The organism is Gordonia sp. SCSIO 19800 (assembly GCF_018132775.1).
GTDB classification, from domain to species: domain Bacteria; phylum Actinomycetota; class Actinomycetes; order Mycobacteriales; family Mycobacteriaceae; genus Gordonia; species Gordonia hongkongensis.
The window spans coordinates 19,298-40,271 of sequence record NZ_JAGRQM010000033.1 but is presented as its reverse complement, the minus strand read 5'-3'; the positions used below and the strand labels follow the sequence as shown (position 1 = coordinate 40,271).

Sequence of the window (20,974 nt, the reverse complement as noted above, 5' to 3'; positions counted from 1 at the left end):
CGACGAGCCACGAAGGGCCTGGTGAGACAGGTTGCGGAGCCCTTCGTGGCTCGCTTCGCTCGCACCTCAGGGAGCAGAGATGTGGACGCTCAAGAGTGTTCTTTCACGATCCACGACGGCCGCCAGGCCGCAGGTACTGAGGTGCGAGGAGCGCCAGCCGCCGGGCCGAGCAAGCGACGAAGGAGCGCGTCGAGGTCGACGAGCCTCGAAGGGTCACGGCAGACGCCACTCCACCGGTTCGGCCCCGAGGTCCATCAGTTCCTCGTTGGCCCGGCTGAAGGGTCGGGACCCGAAGAACCCGCGCGAGGCCGACAACGGTGACGGATGCGCCGACACGATGGTCGGGACGTCGGGCAGCCACTTCTCCAGTCCCGCGGCGTCCCGGCCCCACAGGATCGCGACGAGCGGCTCGTCGCGGGCGGCAAGCGCCTTGATCGCGCACTCGGTCACCTCTTCCCAGCCCTTCCCCCGGTGAGAGGCCGGCTCGCCGGGGGCCACCGTGAGCACGCGGTTCAGCAGCAGCACGCCGTTGTCCGCCCACGGCGTGAGATCCCCGGTGGTCGGCATGGGGTAACCGAGATCGGCGCAGTACTCGGTGTAGATGTTCGTCAGGGAACGCGGGATCGGGCGCACGTCGGGCGCCACCGAGAAGCTCAGTCCGACGGCGTGTCCGGGCGTCGGGTATGGATCCTGCCCGACGATCAGCACGCGCACGCCGTCGAGGGGGCGCGTGAATGCCCGCAGGACATGTTGTCCCGCAGGCAGATAGCGCCGCCCCTCGGCGATCTCGGTGCGCAGGAACCGGCCCATCTCGGTGATGAGCGGCTCGACCGGGGCGAGCGCCTGCGCCCAGCCCGGGTCGATCAGTTCGGCAAGGGGTTTGGGTGGTGCGGTCACTCGATTGCCTCCGTCGTGGGCGGTCGTCAGTCCAGTCGTTTCAGGGCGGTGCGATAGTGCTGCGCGTTCTGGAAGTACATCTCGCAGTTGAGTTCGGTGTGCCCCTCCGGTACCTCGTAGCCGTCGCGGAGCCGGGCCGGTACACCGAGCGCCATCCGTCGCGAGGGGACGTCGAACTTGAACGGGACCACCGCGCCGGCTCCGACGATCGCGCCGTCGCCGACCGTGGACCCGTTCAGGACCACCGATCCCGAGGCGATGAGGCAGTCGTTTCCGATCGTCGCGCCCTCGATGTGCGCGTTGTGTCCGACGACGCACCGTTCGCCGATCACGGTCGGGTCGAGAACCGTGCAGTGGATGACGGTGCCGTCCTGGATGTTGCTGCGGGCGCCGACGGTGATGGTCCCGTAGTCGCCGCGGAGTACCGCGCCCGGCCACACCGAGACACCGTCGCCCAGGGTGACCGCGCCGATCACCACCGCGTCCGGGTGCACGTAGGTGTCCTGTCCCAGGACCGGTTCTCGGTCGTCGAGTGCGTAGATCGCCATGAGGCGACTCTAATGGTGCGTCCCGGGGACCTCAGTCACCAGTCGGGTCGGCGAAGGACTGCCACCCGTGCAGTTCGAGACCGTCGGGCCCGCCGACCCGGCGGTCGTCGACCCAGACCTCGGGCGCCGACGAGGACTTCTCCCCCACCGAGCCGATGACGGTCCACCCCGGCGGCACCGTGGGCCCGCCGAACGCCGCGAGCAGGTGATGGTCCTCGCCGCCGGCCAGTACCCAGCGGTCGACGTCCGCCCCGAGTTCGCTTGCCGCGGCAGCCAGATCCGGGCGCCGCGGTACGGCGTCGCCATGCACGGTCATGGCGACCTGGGCAGCCCTCGACATCGTGAGCAGTTCCTCGACCAGACCGTCGGAAATGTCGGTCATGGCGTGCGCACCTGCCGCCGCGGCGACCGGCCCCTGGGCTAGGTCGGGTTTCGGAACTCGGTGCAGTGCAACCAGTTCCGACCAATCGCTGACCACCGGACGCGGATCGGACAGCACCGCGAGTCCCGCGGCGCTGGCCCCCAGCGGACCGCTCACCGCGAGGACGTCACCAGGCCGGGCACCGCCCAGCGAGACCGGGGGCCGGCCCTCGAGCGCGCCGACCGCGGTGACACTCACCACCACCTGACCGGCCGCGACGAGGTCGCCGCCCAGCACCCGGGCCCCCTGTCCGTGTGCCGCGCGGACCACGCCGTCGTTGAGGTCGAGGACGACGCCGACCGGCGTGTCCGACGGACACGCGATGGACACGACGAGACCCGTTGTGCGGCCGCCCATCGCGGCGACGTCGGCGGCACTCTGCACCACCGCGCGGGCGCCGACCTGCTCCGGCGTCGACCAGTCGAATCGGAAGTGGCGCCCCTCGACGACGGTGTCGGTGCTGATCACCGCCGATCCCCCGATGTCGAGAACGGCTGCGTCGTCACCGGATCCGATCACGATGTCGTCGGCGGGCTCACCAGAGGTCGCGGACGCGGTCAACGCGGCGATCACGGCACGCTCACCGATCGCCCCGACCGTGTCGGTCCGGTCGATCGCGCGGTCCTGCCGACCTGTCTCGTCGAAGGTCACTCGTCGGGGCCTTTCCTCTTCCGGTCGCGCGCGCACGGGGTTGTCGGTGACAATGTGTGCCACAGTGTATGGGGCCGCCGGGCGAGAGCGATCCGCAACAGTCCGGCCGCCCGCGGCAGTCGTGCACTGCCCGACGACCGCGCATGCGCCGAGCCGCCGGTACGACAGCCCGTGTCGACGATGTGCCCCATACGATGTGGCCCGGGAACGACACAGACGGAGAGGATGTCCGTGGTTCAGGCATACATACTGATCCAGACCGAGGTCGGCAGGGCCGCCCTCGCAGCCGCGACCATCGCCGAGATCGCCGGGGTCGCCTCGTCGGAAGAGGTCAGTGGGCCGTACGACGTGATCGTCCGGGTCGACGCCTCCGATGCCACCCACCTGACCGAGAACGTGGTTCCGCAGATCCAGAAGGTGGACGGGATCACCCGCACCCTGACCTGCCCGGTGGTCCCCACGACGCGCTGAGGGGCGTCGGCCGGCCGCCGACGACGGGTGATCCTGACGGGTCCCCGTGCGCGGGTTCGGCAGACCGACTCCTACTGTTGTGGGGTGACGTCAGCAGGTTCGGATGACACCCAGCAGGATCCCGTCGACGGCGAATCCGCCGAGGACTCCGCGCGGTATGGCGGCGGCGGACGTCTCAGCCCCGCACTCGTCGCGACCCTGGTAGCCATTCCCGTGATGGTGCTCGCCGGCTTCATCGTGTTCGCCGCGCTGCGCCCCGATCCGGTGACCCCGATCGAGTCCTACGACTCCGTCGGCCCGGTCGCCGCGGAGTGCACCCGCTTGCTCACCGAAGCACCGGACACCTTCGAGGGTTTCGGCACCAAAGAGGTCTCCGGCGACCGCGCGACGTGGCCGTCGACCGGCCCGGGCGACGACATGACACTTCGGTGCGGGGTGACCCGACCTGCCGAGCTGTCTCCCACCAGCAATCTCCAGGAGATCCACGCCGCCGGCCAGGCCGGGGTCCAGTGGTTCATCACGGACACGGTCGACGGCTCGGGCCAGGCCTATGTGTGCGTCGACCACCGACCCTATGTCGCGATGTGGATTCCGACGAACGCCGGCAACGGACCCATCACCGACATCTCGGGACTGATCGACCGCACCCTCGAACGGGGACCGCTCGACTTCGGCTGATCGGCGGCGGGCGCTCAGTCCCGGTAGATCTCCGGCTTGGTGCTGCGGCCCAACAGCGAATTGACCGCGTCGGCCACCGACATGCCGTCGTGACAGACCTGGTGGACCGCGTCGGTGAGCGGCATCGGCACCTGGTGTCGCTCGGCCAGCGCACGCACCGACGAGCACGACTTGACGCCCTCGGCGACCTGCCCGTTGGTGGCCTCCTGAGCCTGCGCCATGGTGGCACCCTCCCCCAGCCGCGCGCCGAACGTGCGGTTGCGCGACAACGGCGACGAACACGTCGCGACGAGATCCCCGATCCCGGCGAGACCCGCCAGCGTCTCGATCTGCGCGCCCACCGCGACACCCAACCGGATCGTCTCGGCGAGCCCACGAGTGATGATCGTCGCCAGGGTGTTCTGACCGAACCCGATGCCGCTGGCCATCCCGCAGGCCAGCGCGATGACGTTCTTCGCAGAGCCGCCGATCTCACATCCGACGACGTCGGTGTTGGTGTACGGCCGGAAGTATCGCGTACTGAACGCGCTCTGCAGCGTCACCGCCCGCGCCTCGTCGGCACAGGCGATCACGGTCGCCGCCGGTTGACCCTCCGCGATCTCGCGTGCCAGGTTCGGCCCGGTCAGCACCGCGATCCGGTCGTCGGCGACACCGGTCACCTCGGCGATGACCTCACTCATCCGTAGCAGGGTGTTGGATTCGATGCCCTTGGCGAGCGACACCAGCGACGCATCCGACCCGATGTAGGGCGTCCACTGCGTCAGGTTGGGGCGCAACGACTGCGACGGGACACCGCAGACGACGACGTCGGCGCCGAGCAGCGCATCGACCGCCGAACTCGTCGCGGTGAGCGCGGCGGGCAGCGCGATGCCGGGTAGATAGTCGGCGTTGACGTGCTCGGTGTTGATCGCCTCGGCGAGTTCGGGTCGCCGCGCCCAGATCACGGTGTCGGTACCGGCATCGACCAGCACCTTCGCCACCGAGGTTCCCCAAGAACCCGCACCCATCACCGCCGCGCGCACCGCAACCTCCCACCGGGCAAGCCCAATTCCGTATTCCCACCGCCGGCGCCGGCCGGACGGCCGACCCTGCTCACCCTAGTGCCCTGCCGGGTATGGCCGACCCGGAATGTCACCGACCAGGGGTCGGTGCATCATGATGGTCGGCATGGAACACAGCACCGTCGGCGCGGGCGCCGACTCGACGATCGTCGACGCGGGGGGCAACGAGCCCGTCGCGACGTCGGTCGCGGCCGTGCTGGCGGTCAAGAATCTGCACCGCGCGAAGTCACGACTGGCGGCGACGCTGTCCACCGCATTCGAGGGTGACGACCCCGTCGCCCGGGGTTCCCTCGTCCTGGCGATGTTCCTCGACACCGTCGACGCCCTGCGCGGCGCCGGGATCTCTCGGCTCGTCGTCGTCAGCCCCGACGACGAGGTACTCGCCGCGGCGCGGCGCTCGGGCATGCGCGGCCTGCGGGAGTCGCCGCACCGGTCACCGACTGACGCCGGTCTCAACTCCGCGTTCGTCGACGGTGCGCGCTGGGCGCGCGAGGCGTGGCCCGAGTCGACGGGCCTGATGTACGTGCAGGCCGATCTGCCGGCGGCGACGAGCACGTCCGTCGCCGCCGTGTTGCGCGCCGCCGGTGAACACCGCTCGAGCTTCGTCACCGACCGGGACGGATCCGGGACGGTGCTGCTGCACGGCACCGGTACCGACGTCCCCGCTCCCCGCTTCGGGCCCGGTTCGGCGGCCGCCCACCGGGCCGCCGGCGCCGTCGAACTCGACCCGGCCGGCCGGGAGTGGGCCGACCTGCGCACCGACGTCGACACCGCGGCGGACCTGGGCGTCGCCCGCGAGCTCGGCCTCGGACCGCACACCGTCGCTGCGCTGCGTCATCTCTGACCCCGACCCGCACTCGACAAGCGTCCGACCGGCGGGCGTGTACGCCGGGGACGGCGATGGGTCATCATTGGGGGGTGAGCCCCGCCGACGATGACGTATCGCAGACCGCCACGGTCACCACGACACCGATCCCGCACGCCCCGCCGGCCGCCACCCTGGTGCCCGACGAATCCGCCGACCTGCCCGAGGACCGTTACCTCAACCGGGAATTGAGCTGGCTGGACTTCAACTCCCGGGTGCTCGCGCTCGCCGAGGACATCTCCCTGCCGCTCCTCGATCGTGCGAAGTTCCTCGCCATCTTCGCCTCGAACCTCGACGAGTTCTTCATGGTGCGGGTGGCCGGACTCAAGCGGCGCGACGAGACCGGCCTGTCGGTCCGGTCCGCCGACGGCCTGTCGCCGCGAGAACAACTCATGCGCATCGCCGGACGCGCGCAGACCGTCGCCGACCGGCACGCGCGCGTCTTCCTCGATTCGGTCCGACCGGCGTTCGCCGACAACGACATCTACGTGGTGTCCTGGTCGCAGCTCACCGCCGAGCAGCAGGCGCGGATGACCGATTATTTCCAGGACGAGGTATTTCCGGTCCTGACGCCCCTGGCGGTCGACCCCGCTCATCCGTTCCCGTACATCAGCGGGTTGTCGCTGAACCTCGCGGTCACGGTCCGCGACGTCAACGAGAGCGGCGAGCACTTCGCGCGGGTCAAGGTACCGGACAACGTGAACCGCTTCATCCGCGTCGACCGGCTGTCGCCCGCTCGGGCGCCCGACGACGACAAGGCCGCCAGGAGCGCGGTGTTCCTACCGTTGGAGAGTCTGATCGCGGCTAACCTCGGGACGTTGTTCCCGGGTATGGAAATCGTTGAGCACCACGTCTTCCGGATCACCCGCAACGCCGACTTCGAGGTCGAAGAGGACCGCGACGAGGACCTCCTCCAGGCGCTCGAGCGGGAACTCGCGCGCCGTCGGTTCGGCTCGCCGGTGCGGCTCGAGGTCGCCGACGACATGAGCGAGCACATGCTCGAGTTGTTGCTGCGCGAGCTCGAGGTGGACCCCGCCGACGTCATCCAGGTGCCCGGACTCCTCGATCTGTCATCACTTTTCGAGATCTACGCGCTCGACCGCCCGCATCTCAAGGACCGTCCGTTCGTCCCCGCCACCCACCCCGCGTTCGGCGAGCGAGAGACACCCAAGAGCGTGTTCTCTACTCTTCGCGACGGTGACGTACTCGTCCACCATCCGTACGACTCGTTCTCGACGAGCGTGCAGCGGTTCATCGAGCAGGCCGCGGCCGACCCGCAGGTCCTGGCCATCAAGCAGACGCTGTACCGCACCTCCGGCGACTCCCCGATCGTCAACGCGCTCATCGACGCCGCCGAGGCCGGGAAGCAGGTCGTCGCGCTGGTGGAGATCAAGGCCCGCTTCGACGAGCAGGCGAACATCAAGTGGGCCCGCAAACTGGAACAGGCCGGCGTCCACGTCGTCTACGGCCTCGTCGGTTTGAAGACCCACTGCAAGACCTGCCTGGTGGTGCGTCGCGAGGGCTCGACGATCAAGCGGTACTGCCACATCGGGACCGGCAACTACAACCCGAAGACCGCGCGGCTCTACGAGGACGTGGGCCTGCTGACCGCCGCCCCCGACATCGGCGCCGACCTGACCGACCTGTTCAACACCTTGACCGGTTACTCCCGCAAGCAGGAGTACCGCAACATCCTCGTTGCGCCGCACGGCATCCGGGCGGGCATCATCAAACGGATCCATCGCGAGATCGAGCTGTTCCGCGACGGCGACACGCGCGCGAGAATCCAGCTCAAGGCGAATGCACTGGTCGACGAGCAGGTGATCGATGCGCTGTACCGGGCCTCGCAGAGCGGGGTACCCGTCGATGTCGTGGTCCGTGGCATCAGCGCGCTGCGGCCCGGGGTCGAGGGTTACAGCGACAACATCCACGTGCGGTCGATCCTGGGGCAGTTCCTCGAGCACTCCCGAATCCTGTATTTCGGTGCGCAGAACGAGTACTGGTTCGGCAGCGCGGACATGATGCACCGCAATCTCGATCGGCGCGTGGAGGTCATGGTGAACGTCCGTGACGAGCGTCTGGCCGGTGAACTCGGTGACATCTTCGCCTCCGCCCTCGATCCGCGGACCCGCTGCTGGGTCCTGCAGTCCGACGGGAGCTGGGTGGCCTCACCCGCCGAGGGCGAAGAGGTGCGCGACCATCAGCGACAGATGATGCGGCGCAATCGTCGTCGGCCGGAGACCAGTTCGTGACCGGCACCGACGCGTAACCTTCGACCTCTACGATCACCATCGACATGGCGAAGAAGACTAATGAGGTGTGGGCCGCCGGCGGTGTGGTCTGGCGACCGGTTGTCCCCGGTCCGACCGGGAACGATGCCGCCGAGATCGACGATGTCGAGATCGCGGTCGTCCACCGCCCCGAGTACGACGACTGGACGCTGCCCAAGGGAAAGGCCGAGCCGGGCGAGACCCTCATCGACACGGCGGTGCGCGAGATCGCCGAGGAGACGGGCCAACACGTCGTTCTCGGCCGGCACCTGGACGACGTCCACTACGACCTCGGCAGTACCCGCAAGCATGTGCGCTACTGGTCGGCGCGAGCGTCCGACGGAGAGTTCGTCGCCGGGCACGAGGTCGACGAGCTGCGGTGGCTCTCCGTCGACGAGGCCCGGGAGATGTTGAGCTATCCGCTCGATCGCACGATCCTCGAGGAGTTCGTGCGGCTACCCGCGGACCTGCACACGTTCCTGTTGGTACGGCACGCCAAGGCCGGCCGGCGCTCGACCTACAAGGGCGACGACCGGTTGCGGCCCCTCGACAAACTCGGCCGGGCGCAAGCCGCCGCCCTCGCCCCATTGCTGATTGCGTTCGGGGCGAGCCGGGTGCACTCGGCCGATCGCGTCCGCTGTGAGCAGACCCTGGAACCGCTACGCGACCGGCTGGGGGTCGAGTTGCACAGCGAGCCGGATCTGTCGGAGGAGACGTATCGGACCAATCCGGCAGCGGCGCAACGCCGGATCCTCGAACTCGCCGCCGACACGACGTCGACCCTGGCGGTCTGCAGTCAGGGCAAGGTGATCCCGCCCCTCATGGACTGGTGGTCCGAGCGCGACTCGATCCCGCTTCCCAAGGCCTCCAACCGCAAGGGCAGTGTGTGGGTTCTGTCCCTGTTCGACGGCCGGCTGGTGGCGGCCGATCACATCGCCGGGCCGCTCCCGACAGCCTGAGTCCCGCGCCCCCCGCCGGTTGACCCCGAACACGATTCAGCCCCCGGCGGGGGAAGTACGCCGGGGGCTGAATTGTGGTCGTCGACCGCGGTTGTCCCGCAGGTCAGCGACGGGTGGTCTTCTTCGCCGCGGTCTTCTTCGCGGCAGTCTTCTTGGCCGGAGCCTTCTTCGCCGCGGTGGCCTTCTTCGCCGGCGCCGCCTTCTTGGCCGGAGCCTTCTTCGCCGCAGTGGTGGTCTTCTTGGCCGCCGTGGTCTTCGCCGGAGCCTTCTTGGCCGCGGTGGTCTTCTTGGCCGCCGTGGTCTTCGCCGGAGCCTTCTTGGCCGCCGTGGTCTTCTTGGCGGCGGCGGTCGTCTTCTTGGCGGCCGTCTTCTTCGCCGGCGCAGCCTTCTTGGCTGCCGTGGTGGTGGCCCCGCTTCCGCGCTTCACCGCCGGACCGGTCGCGGACAGCTTCTGCTTGCCCGCCACAACGGCTTTGAACTGAGCGCCCGGACGGAACGCCGGCACCGAGGTCGCGCGGACCTTGACGGTCTCGCCGGTGCGCGGGTTACGGGCGACGCGCGGTGCGCGCTTCCGCTTCTCGAATACGCCGAAGCCGGTGATCGTCACGCTCTCGCCCTTGTTGACTGCGCGCACGATCGTGTCGACGACGAGCTCGACGGCTTCAGTCGCAGTCTTGCGATCCGCGTCGAGCTTCTTGGTCAGCTCATCAATGAGCTCCGCCTTGTTCATGAGTACCTCCGCAAGCTGATCTGACCGAGTTTCGGCCAGCTACCAACACACGGTAAACGTCGGATGTGAAAACGTCCATCTTCCACGCCAATTAGGACGCCGTGTTGCGAAATGGCATGGCAGCTCACGACGGTGCCGCCGCGGCGAGATGACCCCGCCGCGGCGGTGCGGAATCAGTCCGCGAGGGTGCGCGGTTTGAATGCCGGACGCGCCGACTCGTACTCGGAAATCGCCTCTACCTGGCGCAACGTGAGTCCGATGTCATCGAGACCCTCCATCAGACGCCACCGCGTGTAGTCATCAATTGCCAACGGCACCACGAGGTCTCCGGCGGTGACCGTCTTATCGACAAGGCTCACCGTCACTTCGAGGCCAGGATTCTCCTCGAGGCGCTTCCACAGCAGTTCGACGTCGGACTGCTCGACCTGTGCGGCCACCAGACCCGCCTTGCCCGAGTTGCCGCGGAAGATGTCGGCGAAACGCGACGAGATCACCACGCGGAAGCCGAAATCGGACAGCGCCCAGACCGCGTGTTCACGCGACGACCCGGTGCCGAAGTCGGGACCGGCGACCAGGACCGACCCGCGGCTCCAGGGCTCGTTGTTGAGGATGAAGTCGGGATCGGTCCGCCAACCGGCGAACAGACCGTCCTCAAAGCCGGTGCGCGTCACCCGCTTCAGATAGACGGCCGGGATGATCTGGTCGGTGTCGACGTTGCTGCGACGCAGCGGGACACCGATACCGGTGTGTTCGGTGAACGGTTCCATGAGAAAAGCCCCTGTTCGAATGATGTGGCTGGGATATGGGTCGGACCGTGACTCAACCGAGATCGGCGGGCGCCGGCTGCGAGTCCAGGTCGGCGGGCGCGGACAAGGTGCCGCGCAGCGCGGTGGCCGCTGCCACTCCCGGAGACACGAGGTGCGTTCGGCCACCCTTGCCCTGGCGCCCTTCGAAATTGCGGTTGGAGGTCGACGCACACCGCTCGCCCGGGGCGAGCTGGTCGGGGTTCATGCCGAGGCACATCGAGCACCCGGCCTGCCGCCATTCGGCGCCGGCCGCGAGGAAGATCTCGCCGAGACCTTCGTCCTCGGCCTGTGCACGCACCCGCATCGAACCGGGCACGATGAGCATCCGCATCCCGTCCGCGACCCTGCGCCCCTTGAGGATGCCGGCGACCTCGCGCAGGTCCTCGATCCGCCCGTTGGTGCAGGAGCCGACGAAGACCGTGTCGACCTTGATGTCGCGCAGCGGCGTTCCGGGCTCGAGGCCCATGTACTCCAGCGCCTTGGCCGCGGCACTAGCCTTGACCTCGTCGCCGTACTCCGCCGGGTCGGGTACCGCGGCGCCGAGCGGTGCACCCTGTCCCGGATTGGTCCCCCACGTGACGAACGGGGTCAGCGAGGCGGCGTCGATGTGCACCTCGGCGTCGAAGGTGGCACCGGGATCGGTGCACAGACTGTCCCAATAGGCAACGGCAGCATCCCAATCGGCACCCGACGGGGCATGCGGGCGGCCCTTGAGGAACTCGTAGGTGACCTCATCGGGTGCGATCATCCCCGCCCGGGCGCCTGCCTCGATCGACATGTTGCACACCGTCATCCGCGCTTCCATGGAGAGCTTGCGGATCGCCTCCCCGCGGTACTCCAGCACGTAACCCTGTCCGCCGCCGGTGCCGATCTTCGCGATGATCGCGAGGATCAGGTCCTTGCTCGTCACACCGGGCGGGAGCTCGCCGTCGACATTGATCGCCATCGTCTTGAACGGGCGCAGCGAGAGGGTCTGCGTCGCCAGGACGTGCTCGACCTCACTGGTACCGATACCCATCGCGATCGCTCCGAAGGCACCGTGCGTCGAGGTGTGGCTGTCACCGCACACGACGGTCATGCCGGGTTGGGTCAGGCCCAACTGCGGCCCGACCACGTGGACGATGCCCTGCTCGGCGTCACCCATGGGATGAAGGCGGACGCCGAATTCCTCGCAGTTGCTGCGCAGCGTGTCGACCTGGGTCCGCGACACGGGATCGGCGATGGGCTTGTCGATGTCCACCGTCGGGACGTTGTGGTCCTCGGTCGCGATGGTCAGATCCGGTCGGCGGACCGGACGACCGGCGAGGCGCAGACCCTCGAAGGCCTGGGGGCTGGTGACCTCGTGGACGAGGTGGAGATCGATGTAGATCAGGTCGGGATTGGTGTTGCCGGACGCATCGACGTCACCGGGGACGACGACATGGTCGCGCCACACCTTCTCGGCGAGAGTCAGCGGCTGGGCTGGGCTGTTGCTCATGGCTTCACTCGTTATCTGCTCGGGTTCTTCGGACTCTGCACGCGGTGTTGACGTTCTGGCTGTGTTTCGAACGTGCATCTCACTATTTGGACAGCTAGTATCGTCCTATGGGAAAGGATACCGCATCCGCGGTCAGCAGCGGAATCGGAGTGCTCGACAAGTCCGTGGCGGTGCTGCACGCGATCGCCGAGGCGCCGTGCAATCTCTCCGAACTCTGCGAACGCACCGGTCTGCCCCGGGCGACGGCACATCGACTCGCCGTGGGACTCGAGACGCACCGCTTTCTGACCAGGGATGTCACCGGCCGTTGGCAGCCCGGCCCCGTCCTCGGCGAACTCGCCTCCTCGGCACACGATCCCGTCACCGAGTCGGCTCTCATGGTCCTCCCCCGGCTCCGCGACATCACCGGCGAATCGGTTCAGGTCTATCGCCGCGAAGGTGCCGAACGCGTCTGCGTCGCCGCGATGGAACCACCGACCGGCCTGCGTGACACCGTGCCGGTGGGCACCCGCTTCCCCATGAGCGCAGGGTCCGCGGCGAAAGTCCTCCTCGCCTGGGCCGACCCTGCCACCCAGCGCGCGCTCGTGCCGGACAGCGTCTTCAGCGAGCGCGCACTGCACGAGATCCGCCGGCGCGGGTGGGCCCAGAGTGCCGGTGAACGCGCCGCCGGAGTCGCGAGTGTGTCGGCTCCCGTGCGCGACGGCAACGGTGACGTGGTCGCCGCGATCTCGGTGTCCGGGCCGATCGACCGGATGGGCCGACGACCCGGTGCACGCTGGGCCGCCGATCTGCTCGCCGCCGCCGACGCCATCCACAAACGCCTCCAGGCCGCACGTCCCTGACCCAGAGCCGTTGCACCCGGAGCGGTTCCGATGGACCCGCCGGTGGGCTAGCGTCGGGGAATGGGAGTCAACCAACGCAATCAGATCGTCATGTCCGAGGCCGAGATCGCGGAGTTCGTGGCGCGCAGCCGGACCGCGACCCTCGCCACCACCGGAGCGGACGGGAGCATCCACCTCGTGGCGATGTGGTACGGGATCATCGACGGCGAAATCTGGTTCGAGACCAAATCCAAGTCGCAGAAGGCGGTCAACATCCGTCGCAACAACCGGTGCTCGGTGATGATCGAGGACGGTGACACCTACGACACACTGCGCGGCGTCACCTTCGAGGGCACTGCCGAGATCCTCGACGACCCGGACTCGTGCCTGAAGGTCGGCATCAGCGTCTGGGAACGCTACACAGCGCCCTACACCGAAGAGTCGCGACCATTCGTCGAGCAGATGATGAACAAGCGCGTCGCCGTCCGGATCCGTCCGTCCCGCACCCGTTCCTGGGACCACCGCAAGCTCGGCATCCCCGAGATGCCGGCCTCGGGCACCACCGCCGAATTCCTCTGACCGCAGTCCCGGCGCGACACCTTCCGACCCTCGTCCGTGTTTCGGTGTGATCATCGCAACACGGACGAGATGGTCTGTCGCGCAAGGAAAAACACCCTCCCCCTGCATCGCAGAGGAAGGGTGTTTCTCGTAGCCCCGACGGGATTCGAACCCGCGCTACCGCCTTGAGAGGGCGGCGTCCTAGGCCGCTAGACGACGGGGCCATGGGAACTTCCGGCGATCAAGACCTTAGCACGGTCTCGATCTCTTTCTGTCCGCTGGGGTACCAGGACTCGAACCTAGAATGGCGGTACCAGAAACCGCTGTGTTGCCAATTACACCATACCCCATTGGCTTGGTTCTCCTTGCGGAAAACTGCCGAGAAAGAGAGTATCAAAGGGTTACCGTAAGTCCACAAACGTGCAGCTCAGCGGCACTATTTGGCTGCGATCTCCCGTGCCGAGGCCAGCCGCGCGAGCGTCTTGTCGCGACCCAGGATCTCCATCGATTCGAAGAGCGGCGGACTGACCTGGGAGCCGGTCACCGCCACGCGTACGGGACCGAACGCCTTGCGCGGTTTGAGCCCCAGATCGTCCACCAGCGCAGCATTCAGTGCGTCCTGCAGTGCGGCGGTGGTGAAGGAGTCCAGCGACTCGACCGCGGCGATGGTGGCGTCCAGGACCGGCACCGCGTCGGCGCCCAGGTTCTTGCTCGCCGCCTTCCCGTCGATCGTGAACTCGTCGTCGGAGACGTAGGCGAAGGAGATGAGGTCCCAGGCGTCGCCGAGGACCTGGATACGCGTCTGCACGAGTTCGGCCAGAGCCGCGAAGGTCTCGTCGTCGGCGCTCTCGGGGAGCTTGCCCTGCGCGACGAGATACGACCGCAGCCGCGCCGTGAAGTCGGCGACCTCGAGCATCCGGATGTGCTCGGCGTTGATGGCGTCGGCCTTCTTCTGATCGAACCGTGCGGGGTTCGAGTTGACCTGTCGCACATCGAAAGCCGCGATCATCTCGGCCAGGCTGAAGACGTCGACATCACTCTTGTAACCCCAGCCGAGCAGCGCGAGGTAGTTGAGCAGACCCTCTGGGATGAAACCGCGGTCGCGATGGTGGAAGAGGTTCGACTGGGGGTCGCGCTTGGAGAGCTTCTTGTTGCCCTCACCCATCACGAAGGGCAGGTGCCCGAAGGCCGGCACGGCGTCGGCGACGCCGATTCGGATCAGCGCGTCGTACAGCGCGAGCTGCCGCGGAGTCGACGACAGGAGATCCTCGCCGCGCAGCACATGGGTGATCTTCATCATCGCGTCGTCGACCGGGTTGACCAGCGTGTAGAGCGGATCGCCGGTCGCACGGGTCAGCGCGAAGTCGGGAACGGTACCCGCCTTGATCGTCGTCGTGCCGCGCACGAGGTCGTCCCAGGTGAGGTCGGTGTCCGGCATCCGCAGGCGGACAACGGGTTTACGTCCTTCGGCGAGGTAGGCCGCACGTTGCTCGGGCGTCAGGTCACGATCGAAGTTGTCGTACCCGAGCTTCGGGTCGCGTCCGGCGGCGCGGTGCCGGGCCTCCACCTCTTCCGGGGTCGAGAACGCCTCGTAGGCCTCGCCGGCCTCGAGAAGGCGGGCGACGACGTCGGCATGGAGTTCCCGCCGCTCGGACTGCCGGTAGGGACCGTAGGGTCCGCCCACCTCCGGCCCCTCGTCCCAGTCGAGACCGAGCCAGCGCAAGGCGTCGAGGATGGCCTCGTAGGATTCTTCGCTGTCTCGCGACGAGTCGGTGTCCTCGATGCGGAAGACGAAGGTGCCACCGTCGTGCCGGGCCTGCGCGAAATTGAACAGCGCGGTCCGCACGAGTCCCACGTGGGGAGTGCCGGTCGGGGATGGACAGAATCGGACGCGAACGGCCTCACTACTGGTCATGAGGCTCAGCGTATCGAAGCCGACCGCCGCCCCCGCACGCCCGCCGTCAGGCCCGGTGGCGCTCGCAGAACTCCACCAGGACCCGGTTCACCTCGGCCGGCTGTTCGAGATAACCGAAATGACCGGCCCGCTCGATCTCGACGTACCCCGCGCCTGGAATGGCCTCGGCGACTTCGCGCGCCAGCTTCGCCGGCAGGGTCCGGTCGTCGGCGAATCCGACGACCAGCGCGGGCCGGGTGATGCCGCGGTACGCCGCGAGACGGTTGGACTCCTTGTTGTGGAGTTCGAGCTGTGCGCGGACGCCCGGGGTGATCGTCTGCGGGGAGAAGCCGATGATGTCGAGCCAGTCTCGCGCGGTGCGGTCGTCGTCGAGCGTGTGCGGCGACAGGTTGAGATGCGCGGTGATGGCGGCCTCGTACTCCGGTGGCAGCTTGATCTTGTTGTCGTAGAGGGCCCGCTCACCGGCCGAGATCGCTTCCTGCAGTGGGGTGTTGCGGCCGTACGTCGCAACCATCACCGCCGCCTTGACCACGTCGGGGCGGGCCAGCGCCAGTTCCTGGGTGATCCGGGCACCCAACGAGGTGCCGATCACGATCGCCGGACCGCGGCCGAGGTGTTCGATCAGGGCCGCGGTGTCGGCGACCATGTCGTCGAGCGTGAAACCCTCGGCACACTCCGACGACGGTGCGACACCGCGGTTGTCGAACGTCACGACGGTGAAGCCGGCTTTCACCAGCGCGGGTTCCTGATGTGCCTTCCAGACGCGGCCGGGGCTTCCGGTTCCCATGACCATGACCACGAGCGGGCCAGACCCGGCGAGGCTGTAGGAGATGTCGATCCCGTTGACACGGGCCGTGCTGGGAGCTGTCACTTGTCCACCACCGGGTTGGAGAGCGTACCGATACCGTCGACGGTCACCGAGATTCGTTGACCGGCGACCATGGGCCCGACCCCTTCCGGGGTGCCCGTGAGGATCACGTCGCCGGGCAGCAGGGTCATCACGCGCGAGATCCACTCGACGATCTCACCGACGTCGTGGAGCATCAGCGATGTCCGGGTCCGCTGCTTGACCTCGCCGTCGAGTTCCGTCACGAGTTCGACGTCCGTCGGGTCGAGCGCGGTGTCGATCCACGGGCCGAGCGGACAGAAGGTGTCGTAGCCCTTCCCCCGGGTCCACTGCCCGTCGGCCTGCTGGTGGTCGCGGGCGGTCACGTCGTTGGCGACCGTGTATCCGAGGATCACGTCCTTCGCCTGCGCGGCCTTCACATCCTTGCACGGGCGTCCGATGACGGCCGCGAGTTCTCCCTCGTAATCGACCCGTTGCGACGACGGCGGACGCACGATGGGTACCTCGGGGCCGATGATCGAGGTGTTGGGCTTGAGGAAGATCACCGGGTCGGCCGGCGCCTCGCCGCCCATCTCCGCCGCGTGTGCGGCGTAGTTCTTGCCGATGCAGATCACCTTGCTGGCGAGGATCGGCGCCAGCACCCGGACATCCGCCAGCTTCCACGACCGGCCGGTGAACGTCGGCGTACCGAAGGGATGTTCGGCGATCTCCTTGACGACGGCGTCGTCTCCGTCGCCCTCGACGGACACGAAGGCCACGCCGTCAGGACTCGCAATTCGACCTAAGCGCATGTCCAGACCCTATCGCACCGCCGATCCCACACGTTGGGAGACGAGTTGGCGGACGTCGGTGCCGGTTTTACAATGTGGTCATACTGTTTCATATATTGAGATAGCCAACCCCGGTTCACCGGGTCCGGACAGACAGCGAGGTGAGTAGACCATGACCGATGTCGACGACATCACCACTGCCCGAAGGTGGATCATCCTCGGGTGCTCGCTGCTCGCCGCGCTCACCACGACTTGTGTGGTCAGCGGTGTCGCCTACCTGATCCCCACGCTGCACACCGACGCCGGACTCACCCTCACCCAGGCCTCGGCGCTTGCCGCGATCCCGACGGTCGGACTGATGGCGGCGACGATCCCGTGGGGAATCCTGTTGGACCGCTACGGCGAACGACGGATCCTATTGCTGTCGCTGTCGATCTCGCTCGCCGGCGCGACCGGGGCGGCCGTCGCCGCGTCAGCCGATGCGTCCTATGCCGTCGTGGGTGCCGCGCTCTTCGTGGGTGGTCTCGGCTCGGGTGCGGCGAACGGGGCCAGCGGCCGCATCGTCGTCGGCTGGTTTCCCGCACACCAGCGTGGGACTGCGATGGGCATCCGACAGATGGCACAACCGCTGGGGATCGGCGTCTGCGCTCTCACCATGCCGGTTGTCGCAGCGAGTTCGGGACCCGCTGCGGCACTGGCGATCCCAGCCGTGGTGACTGCTGCAGGACTCGTCGCGGTGGTCGTCGGCATCACCGATCCGCCGCGTCGGCCGGCTCCCGCGTCGACGGTCGGCAACCCTCCCCCGCGCACGAATCCCTACCGCGACAACTCTTTCCTCGCACGCATCCACATCGTCAGCATGCTGCTGGTCATCCCCCAGTCCATGCTGTGGACCTTCGTACCGACCTGGCTGATCGTCGCGCACGGGTGGTCACCGGCCGGCGCCGGGACCCTGATCACCGTGACCCAGATCATCGGTGCACTGGGCCGGATCGTCGCCGGACGGTGGTCGGACGCCTGGATGTCGCGGATGCGACCGGTCCGCGTGATCGCGGTGGCCGGTGTCGCCGCGATGTCCGCGCTCGCGATCGCCGACTGGTTCGACAGCCCACTCGCGCCCGCACTCATGGCGGTGGCGAGTGTGATCTCGGTGGCCGACAACGGCTTGGCGTTCACCGCCATAGCCGAGTACGTCGGACCGGAATGGAGCGGCCGCGGACTCGCCGTACAGAACACCGGACAGTATCTGGTGAGCGCGGCGACCACACCGCTTCTCGGAGCACTCATCGCGACCGTCGGTTTCCCGATCGCCTTCGCCGCAACCGCCCTGGCACCCCTCGTCGCGACGCCCCTGGTCCCGCGCGACCGGATGCGAGAACCCGATGAGCTGGTCGACGCCTGAACCCACCACCAACGGACGAACCCGCCACCGAATTGGTGGCGGGTTCGTCCCTTGCTGGTGAATATGCCTGCGAACTACAGCCGTTCGCGGATACGCGCACCGATCTCTGAGGTGCTGAACGTACCGCTGCGCTCGGCGAGGTCGTCGGCGACGGCCTTCTCGATCCGGGCGGCGGCGTCGTCGTCGCCGAGATGCTGGAGCAGGAGCGCGACCGACAGGATCGCGGCTGTCGGATCGGCCTTGCCCTGCCCGGCGATGTCGGGTGCCGAGCCGTGCACCGGCTCGAACATCGACGGGTTGGCGCCGGTGGCGTCGATGTTGCCCGACGCAGCCAGCCCGATACCACCGCTCACCGCGGCGGCGATGTCGGTGATGATGTCGCCGAACAGGTTGTCGGTGACGATCACGTCGAAGCGGCCGGGGTCGGTGACCAGGTAGATGGTCGCCGCGTCCACGTGGCAGTAGTCGGTGGTGACGTCGGGGAACTCGGCACCCACCTCCTCGACCGCGCGACTCCACATCGACCCGGCGAAGGTCAACACGTTGGTCTTGTGGACCAGCGTCAGCTTCTTGCGACGCTGCTGGGCACGCTGAAATGCGTTGCGCACGACGCGTTCCACACCGAATCGGGTGTTGACGCTGACCTCGGTGGCGACCTCGTTCGGGGTTCCGACACGGATGGCGCCACCGTTGCCGGTGTAGGGCCCCTCGGTCCCCTCCCGCACGACCACGAAGTCGATGTCGGGGTCGCCCGCGAGGGGCGAGGAGACACCGGGGAAGCGGCGCGACGGCCGCAGGTTGACGTGGTGGTCGAGTGCGAATCGCATCGTCAGGAGCAGACCGCGCTCCAGCACGCCCGACGGTACGGACGGATCGCCGATGGCGCCCAACAGGATCGCGTCGTGACGACGAAGCGACTCGAGGTCGTCCTCGGTGAGCAGCTCGCCGTTGCGGTGGTAGCGGCGCGCGCCGAGGTCGAACTCGGTGGTGCTCACCGACGGTACGACCGAGTCGAGGACGCCCAGCGCCTCGCCGATGACCTCGGGACCGATGCCGTCGCCGGCGATGACTGCGAGTTTCATGCGAGGTCGACCTGTTCGATGAGGGTTGCGCTGACCGCGTCACCGATCGCGGCGACGACCTGGTCGTCGAGGACGCTGCTCACGCGCAGCATCATGGTCGCGCCGCCGCCCTCGGCGTCCTGCGACAAACCGGCCGCCAGGATGTCGATGCCGGCGTTCCCGAGCAGCGTTCCGATCTTGCCGAGGGAACCCGGCTGGTCGGCGTAGCTGACGATGAGGTTGTGCCCTTCGGCACGCAGGTCGAAGTTGCGGCCGTTGATGTTGACGATCTTCTCCACCAGGCGCGGACCCGACAGGGTGCCCGAGACATTGTGGGTCGAGCCGTCGGCGAACACGGCCTTCACGTCGACCACGCTGCGGTGGTTGGGGCTCTCCGGGGCGGTGGTGACCTCGCTGGTCACGCCGCGTCCCTCGGCGACCGCGGGGGCGTTGACGAAGGTGACCGGCTCGTCGAGCACCGCGGAGAACAGGCCGCGCAGCGCGGACAGGCCGAGCACGTCGACGTTGTTCGCGGCGAGTTCACCCCGTACGTCGACGACGATGGAGGTCGGCGGCTCCTTGCTGATGGCGCCGACGAGCACGCCCGCCTTGCGAGCGACCTCGAGCCACGGTGCGACCTCTTCGTCGACGGCACCCCCGGTGATGTTGACGGCGTCGGGGACGAAGTGACCGGCCAGCGCTAGGCGGACGCTCTTGGCGACGTCGGTGCCCGCGCGATCCTGCGCCTCGCTGGTCGATGCGCCGAGGTGGGGCGTCACGACGACCTGCGGCAGCTCGAAGAGCGGCGAGTCGGTGCAGGGCTCGGTGGCGAAGACGTCCAGGCCGGCCGCGCGGACCTGACCGGAGTTGATCGCGTCGGCCAGTGCCTGCTCGTCGATGAGACCACCGCGGGCGGCGTTGACGATGACGACGCCCTTCTTGGTCCGGGCGAGCTGCTCGGCGCCGATGAGGCCCAGGGTCTCCGGGGTCTTCGGCAGGTGGACGGTGATGAAGTCGGCGCGCTCGAGGAGTTCGTCGAGGCTGACCAGCTCGATCCCGAGCTGGGCCGCACGAGCCGGCGACACGTAGGGGTCGTAGGCGATGATGTGGGTTTCGAAAGCTGCCAGCCGCGCGGCCACCAGCTGGCCGATGCGGCCGAGTCCGACGACACCGACCGTCTTGTCGAAGATCTCGACGCCGTTGAACGACGAACGCTTCCAGGTCTTCTCGCGCAAGGTGGCGTCCGCGGCCGGGATCTGGCGCGACGCGGCCATCAGCAGCGCGACGGCATGTTCGGCCGCGGTGTGGATGTTCGAGGTCGGGGCGTTGACGACCATGACGCCGCGCTCGGTCGCGGCAGGCACGTCGACGTTGTCCAGACCGACACCCGCCCGGGCGATGATCTTCAGCTTCTTGCCCGCGTCGAGGACCTCGGCATCCACGGTCGTCGCGGAGCGGACCAGGATGGCGTCGGCGTCGACGACCGCCTCGAGCAACTTGGGACGATCCGGGCCGTCGACCCATCGCACCTCGACACCGTCACCGAGTGCTTCCACGGTGGACGGCGCCAGCTTGTCGGCGATGAGTACAACCGGGCGGCCAGCAGAGCTCACAGTCATTTCTCCAGGTTCGGGGAGTGCGGTTTCACGAACGTCGGTACGGAGTGTCGATGACGACTCCGTACGACAGCTTAAAGGTGTGGTAGGTCCCGTCGAGCACGCGGTCTACCCCGAAACGAGAGCCCTGTCCCCCGGCACGAGTAGAGT

Annotated in this window: 20 protein-coding genes and 2 tRNA genes; 8 read left to right on the top strand and 14 right to left on the bottom strand. The window is 68.0% G+C overall.

What is annotated here, in order from left to right:
* Window positions 1-213 precede the first annotated feature (213 nt).
* From KB201_RS23255 to KB201_RS23245, 3 genes are read right to left on the bottom strand one after another with little or no spacing between them, the layout of a single operon-like run.
* Window positions 214-897 carry a uracil-DNA glycosylase gene (locus KB201_RS23255; RefSeq protein WP_058252115.1) on the bottom strand — a complete coding sequence of 228 codons (684 nt, stop codon included), beginning with the start codon at window positions 895-897 and terminating at the stop codon, window positions 214-216.
* 26 nt (window positions 898-923) lie between these two features.
* Window positions 924-1,445 (bottom strand): gamma carbonic anhydrase family protein, encoded by a 522-nt coding sequence (locus KB201_RS23250; RefSeq protein ID WP_058252116.1) that lies wholly within the window; start codon window positions 1,443-1,445, stop codon window positions 924-926.
* Window positions 1,446-1,476: 31 nt separating this feature from the next.
* Entirely contained in the window at window positions 1,477-2,517 is a 1,041-nt protein-coding gene (locus KB201_RS23245; protein WP_058252117.1) for a thiamine-phosphate kinase, read from the bottom strand.
* A gap of 225 nt (window positions 2,518-2,742) precedes the next feature.
* Here KB201_RS23245 and KB201_RS23240 point away from each other — a divergent pair, with 225 nt between their 5' ends.
* Window positions 2,743-2,988, top strand: a complete 246-nt coding sequence (locus tag KB201_RS23240) for an Lrp/AsnC ligand binding domain-containing protein (protein WP_058252118.1) — start codon at window positions 2,743-2,745, stop codon at window positions 2,986-2,988.
* Window positions 2,989-3,072: 84 nt separating this feature from the next.
* Complete coding sequence (locus KB201_RS23235; protein WP_058252119.1) at window positions 3,073-3,666, top strand: DUF3515 domain-containing protein; 594 nt, start codon at window positions 3,073-3,075, stop codon at window positions 3,664-3,666.
* Between the two features lie 14 nt (window positions 3,667-3,680).
* Here the strand turns inward: KB201_RS23235 and KB201_RS23230 are convergent, their stop codons facing one another.
* Window positions 3,681-4,688 carry an NAD(P)H-dependent glycerol-3-phosphate dehydrogenase gene (locus KB201_RS23230; protein WP_058252120.1) on the bottom strand — a complete coding sequence of 336 codons (1,008 nt, stop codon included), beginning with the start codon at window positions 4,686-4,688 and terminating at the stop codon, window positions 3,681-3,683.
* A gap of 145 nt (window positions 4,689-4,833) precedes the next feature.
* Here KB201_RS23230 and cofC point away from each other — a divergent pair, with 145 nt between their 5' ends.
* The 3 genes from cofC to KB201_RS23215 all read left to right on the top strand — a co-directional run bounded on the left by cofC (window position 4,834) and on the right by KB201_RS23215 (window position 8,821).
* Window positions 4,834-5,571, top strand: coding sequence for a 2-phospho-L-lactate guanylyltransferase (cofC, locus tag KB201_RS23225; RefSeq protein WP_058252192.1), 738 nt, complete (start codon window positions 4,834-4,836; stop codon window positions 5,569-5,571).
* Between the two features lie 74 nt (window positions 5,572-5,645).
* Window positions 5,646-7,844: an RNA degradosome polyphosphate kinase gene (locus KB201_RS23220; protein ID WP_058252193.1), complete on the top strand. Its 2,199-nt coding sequence runs from the start codon at window positions 5,646-5,648 to the stop codon at window positions 7,842-7,844.
* 44 nt (window positions 7,845-7,888) lie between these two features.
* Window positions 7,889-8,821 carry an NUDIX hydrolase gene (locus KB201_RS23215; RefSeq protein WP_058252121.1) on the top strand — a complete coding sequence of 311 codons (933 nt, stop codon included), beginning with the start codon at window positions 7,889-7,891 and terminating at the stop codon, window positions 8,819-8,821.
* 103 nt (window positions 8,822-8,924) lie between these two features.
* Here KB201_RS23215 and KB201_RS23210 read toward each other — a convergent pair whose 3' ends face one another.
* The 3 genes from KB201_RS23210 to leuC form a co-directional block, all read right to left on the bottom strand.
* The gene (locus KB201_RS23210; protein WP_058252122.1) at window positions 8,925-9,551 is read right to left on the bottom strand and encodes an HU family DNA-binding protein; all 627 of its coding nucleotides are present in this window, start codon (window positions 9,549-9,551) and stop codon (window positions 8,925-8,927) included.
* 173 nt (window positions 9,552-9,724) lie between these two features.
* Window positions 9,725-10,318 carry a 3-isopropylmalate dehydratase small subunit gene (gene leuD / locus KB201_RS23205; protein WP_058252123.1) on the bottom strand — a complete coding sequence of 198 codons (594 nt, stop codon included), beginning with the start codon at window positions 10,316-10,318 and terminating at the stop codon, window positions 9,725-9,727.
* Window positions 10,319-10,370: 52 nt separating this feature from the next.
* Window positions 10,371-11,834, bottom strand: a complete 1,464-nt coding sequence (leuC, locus tag KB201_RS23200; RefSeq protein ID WP_058252124.1) for a 3-isopropylmalate dehydratase large subunit — start codon at window positions 11,832-11,834, stop codon at window positions 10,371-10,373.
* Window positions 11,835-11,941: 107 nt separating this feature from the next.
* Here leuC and KB201_RS23195 point away from each other — a divergent pair, with 107 nt between their 5' ends.
* Together KB201_RS23195 and KB201_RS23190 are read left to right on the top strand one after the other, a co-directional pair.
* A complete protein-coding gene (locus KB201_RS23195) occupies window positions 11,942-12,676 on the top strand; it encodes an IclR family transcriptional regulator (protein ID WP_058252125.1) in 735 nt (244 codons plus the stop codon).
* Window positions 12,677-12,736: 60 nt separating this feature from the next.
* Complete coding sequence (locus KB201_RS23190; protein WP_058252126.1) at window positions 12,737-13,234, top strand: PPOX class F420-dependent oxidoreductase; 498 nt, start codon at window positions 12,737-12,739, stop codon at window positions 13,232-13,234.
* A gap of 130 nt (window positions 13,235-13,364) precedes the next feature.
* Here KB201_RS23190 and KB201_RS23185 read toward each other — a convergent pair.
* The 5 genes from KB201_RS23185 to KB201_RS23165 all read right to left on the bottom strand — a co-directional run bounded on the left by KB201_RS23185 (window position 13,365) and on the right by KB201_RS23165 (window position 16,766).
* Window positions 13,365-13,437 (bottom strand) — tRNA-Glu (locus tag KB201_RS23185).
* 54 nt (window positions 13,438-13,491) lie between these two features.
* Window positions 13,492-13,563 (bottom strand) — tRNA-Gln (locus tag KB201_RS23180).
* Between the two features lie 86 nt (window positions 13,564-13,649).
* Window positions 13,650-15,128 carry a glutamate--tRNA ligase gene (gene gltX / locus KB201_RS23175; RefSeq protein ID WP_058252127.1) on the bottom strand — a complete coding sequence of 493 codons (1,479 nt, stop codon included), beginning with the start codon at window positions 15,126-15,128 and terminating at the stop codon, window positions 13,650-13,652.
* A 46-nt stretch (window positions 15,129-15,174) separates the two neighbouring features.
* Complete coding sequence (locus KB201_RS23170; RefSeq protein ID WP_058252128.1) at window positions 15,175-15,999, bottom strand: alpha/beta fold hydrolase; 825 nt, start codon at window positions 15,997-15,999, stop codon at window positions 15,175-15,177.
* Window positions 15,996-16,766 carry a fumarylacetoacetate hydrolase family protein gene (locus KB201_RS23165; protein WP_211540657.1) on the bottom strand — a complete coding sequence of 257 codons (771 nt, stop codon included), beginning with the start codon at window positions 16,764-16,766 and terminating at the stop codon, window positions 15,996-15,998. Before KB201_RS23165 ends, KB201_RS23170 begins: the two co-directional genes overlap by 4 nt.
* A 151-nt stretch (window positions 16,767-16,917) precedes the next feature.
* Here KB201_RS23165 and KB201_RS23160 point away from each other — a divergent pair, with 151 nt between their 5' ends.
* The gene (locus KB201_RS23160; protein ID WP_211540654.1) at window positions 16,918-18,147 is read left to right on the top strand and encodes an MFS transporter; all 1,230 of its coding nucleotides are present in this window, start codon (window positions 16,918-16,920) and stop codon (window positions 18,145-18,147) included.
* A gap of 74 nt (window positions 18,148-18,221) precedes the next feature.
* Here KB201_RS23160 and KB201_RS23155 read toward each other — a convergent pair whose 3' ends face one another.
* Both KB201_RS23155 and serA read right to left on the bottom strand, forming a co-directional pair.
* Entirely contained in the window at window positions 18,222-19,229 is a 1,008-nt protein-coding gene (locus KB201_RS23155; protein ID WP_065632707.1) for a 3-isopropylmalate dehydrogenase, read from the bottom strand.
* The gene (serA, locus tag KB201_RS23150) at window positions 19,226-20,821 is read right to left on the bottom strand and encodes a phosphoglycerate dehydrogenase (protein ID WP_078112971.1); all 1,596 of its coding nucleotides are present in this window, start codon (window positions 20,819-20,821) and stop codon (window positions 19,226-19,228) included. The genes KB201_RS23155 and serA overlap by 4 nt, the downstream gene beginning before the upstream one ends.
* Between the last annotated feature and the right edge of the window lie 153 nt (window positions 20,822-20,974).

Coding starts and splice junctions, on each gene's coding strand:
- KB201_RS23250 (WP_058252116.1), bottom strand. CDS start 1,445: ATGGCGATCTACGCACTCGACGACCGAGAACCGGTCCTGGGACAGGAC.
- KB201_RS23240 (WP_058252118.1), top strand. CDS start 2,743: ATGTCCGTGGTTCAGGCATACATACTGATCCAGACCGAGGTCGGCAGG.
- cofC (WP_058252192.1), top strand. CDS start 4,834: ATGGAACACAGCACCGTCGGCGCGGGCGCCGACTCGACGATCGTCGAC.
- KB201_RS23215 (WP_058252121.1), top strand. CDS start 7,889: ATGGCGAAGAAGACTAATGAGGTGTGGGCCGCCGGCGGTGTGGTCTGG.
- KB201_RS23210 (WP_058252122.1), bottom strand. CDS start 9,551: ATGAACAAGGCGGAGCTCATTGATGAGCTGACCAAGAAGCTCGACGCG.
- leuD (WP_058252123.1), bottom strand. CDS start 10,318: ATGGAACCGTTCACCGAACACACCGGTATCGGTGTCCCGCTGCGTCGC.
- leuC (WP_058252124.1), bottom strand. CDS start 11,834: ATGAGCAACAGCCCAGCCCAGCCGCTGACTCTCGCCGAGAAGGTGTGG.
- KB201_RS23195 (WP_058252125.1), top strand. CDS start 11,942: ATGGGAAAGGATACCGCATCCGCGGTCAGCAGCGGAATCGGAGTGCTC.
- KB201_RS23190 (WP_058252126.1), top strand. CDS start 12,737: ATGGGAGTCAACCAACGCAATCAGATCGTCATGTCCGAGGCCGAGATC.
- gltX (WP_058252127.1), bottom strand. CDS start 15,128: ATGACCAGTAGTGAGGCCGTTCGCGTCCGATTCTGTCCATCCCCGACC.
- KB201_RS23165 (WP_211540657.1), bottom strand. CDS start 16,766: ATGCGCTTAGGTCGAATTGCGAGTCCTGACGGCGTGGCCTTCGTGTCC.
- KB201_RS23160 (WP_211540654.1), top strand. CDS start 16,918: ATGACCGATGTCGACGACATCACCACTGCCCGAAGGTGGATCATCCTC.
- KB201_RS23155 (WP_065632707.1), bottom strand. CDS start 19,229: ATGAAACTCGCAGTCATCGCCGGCGACGGCATCGGTCCCGAGGTCATC.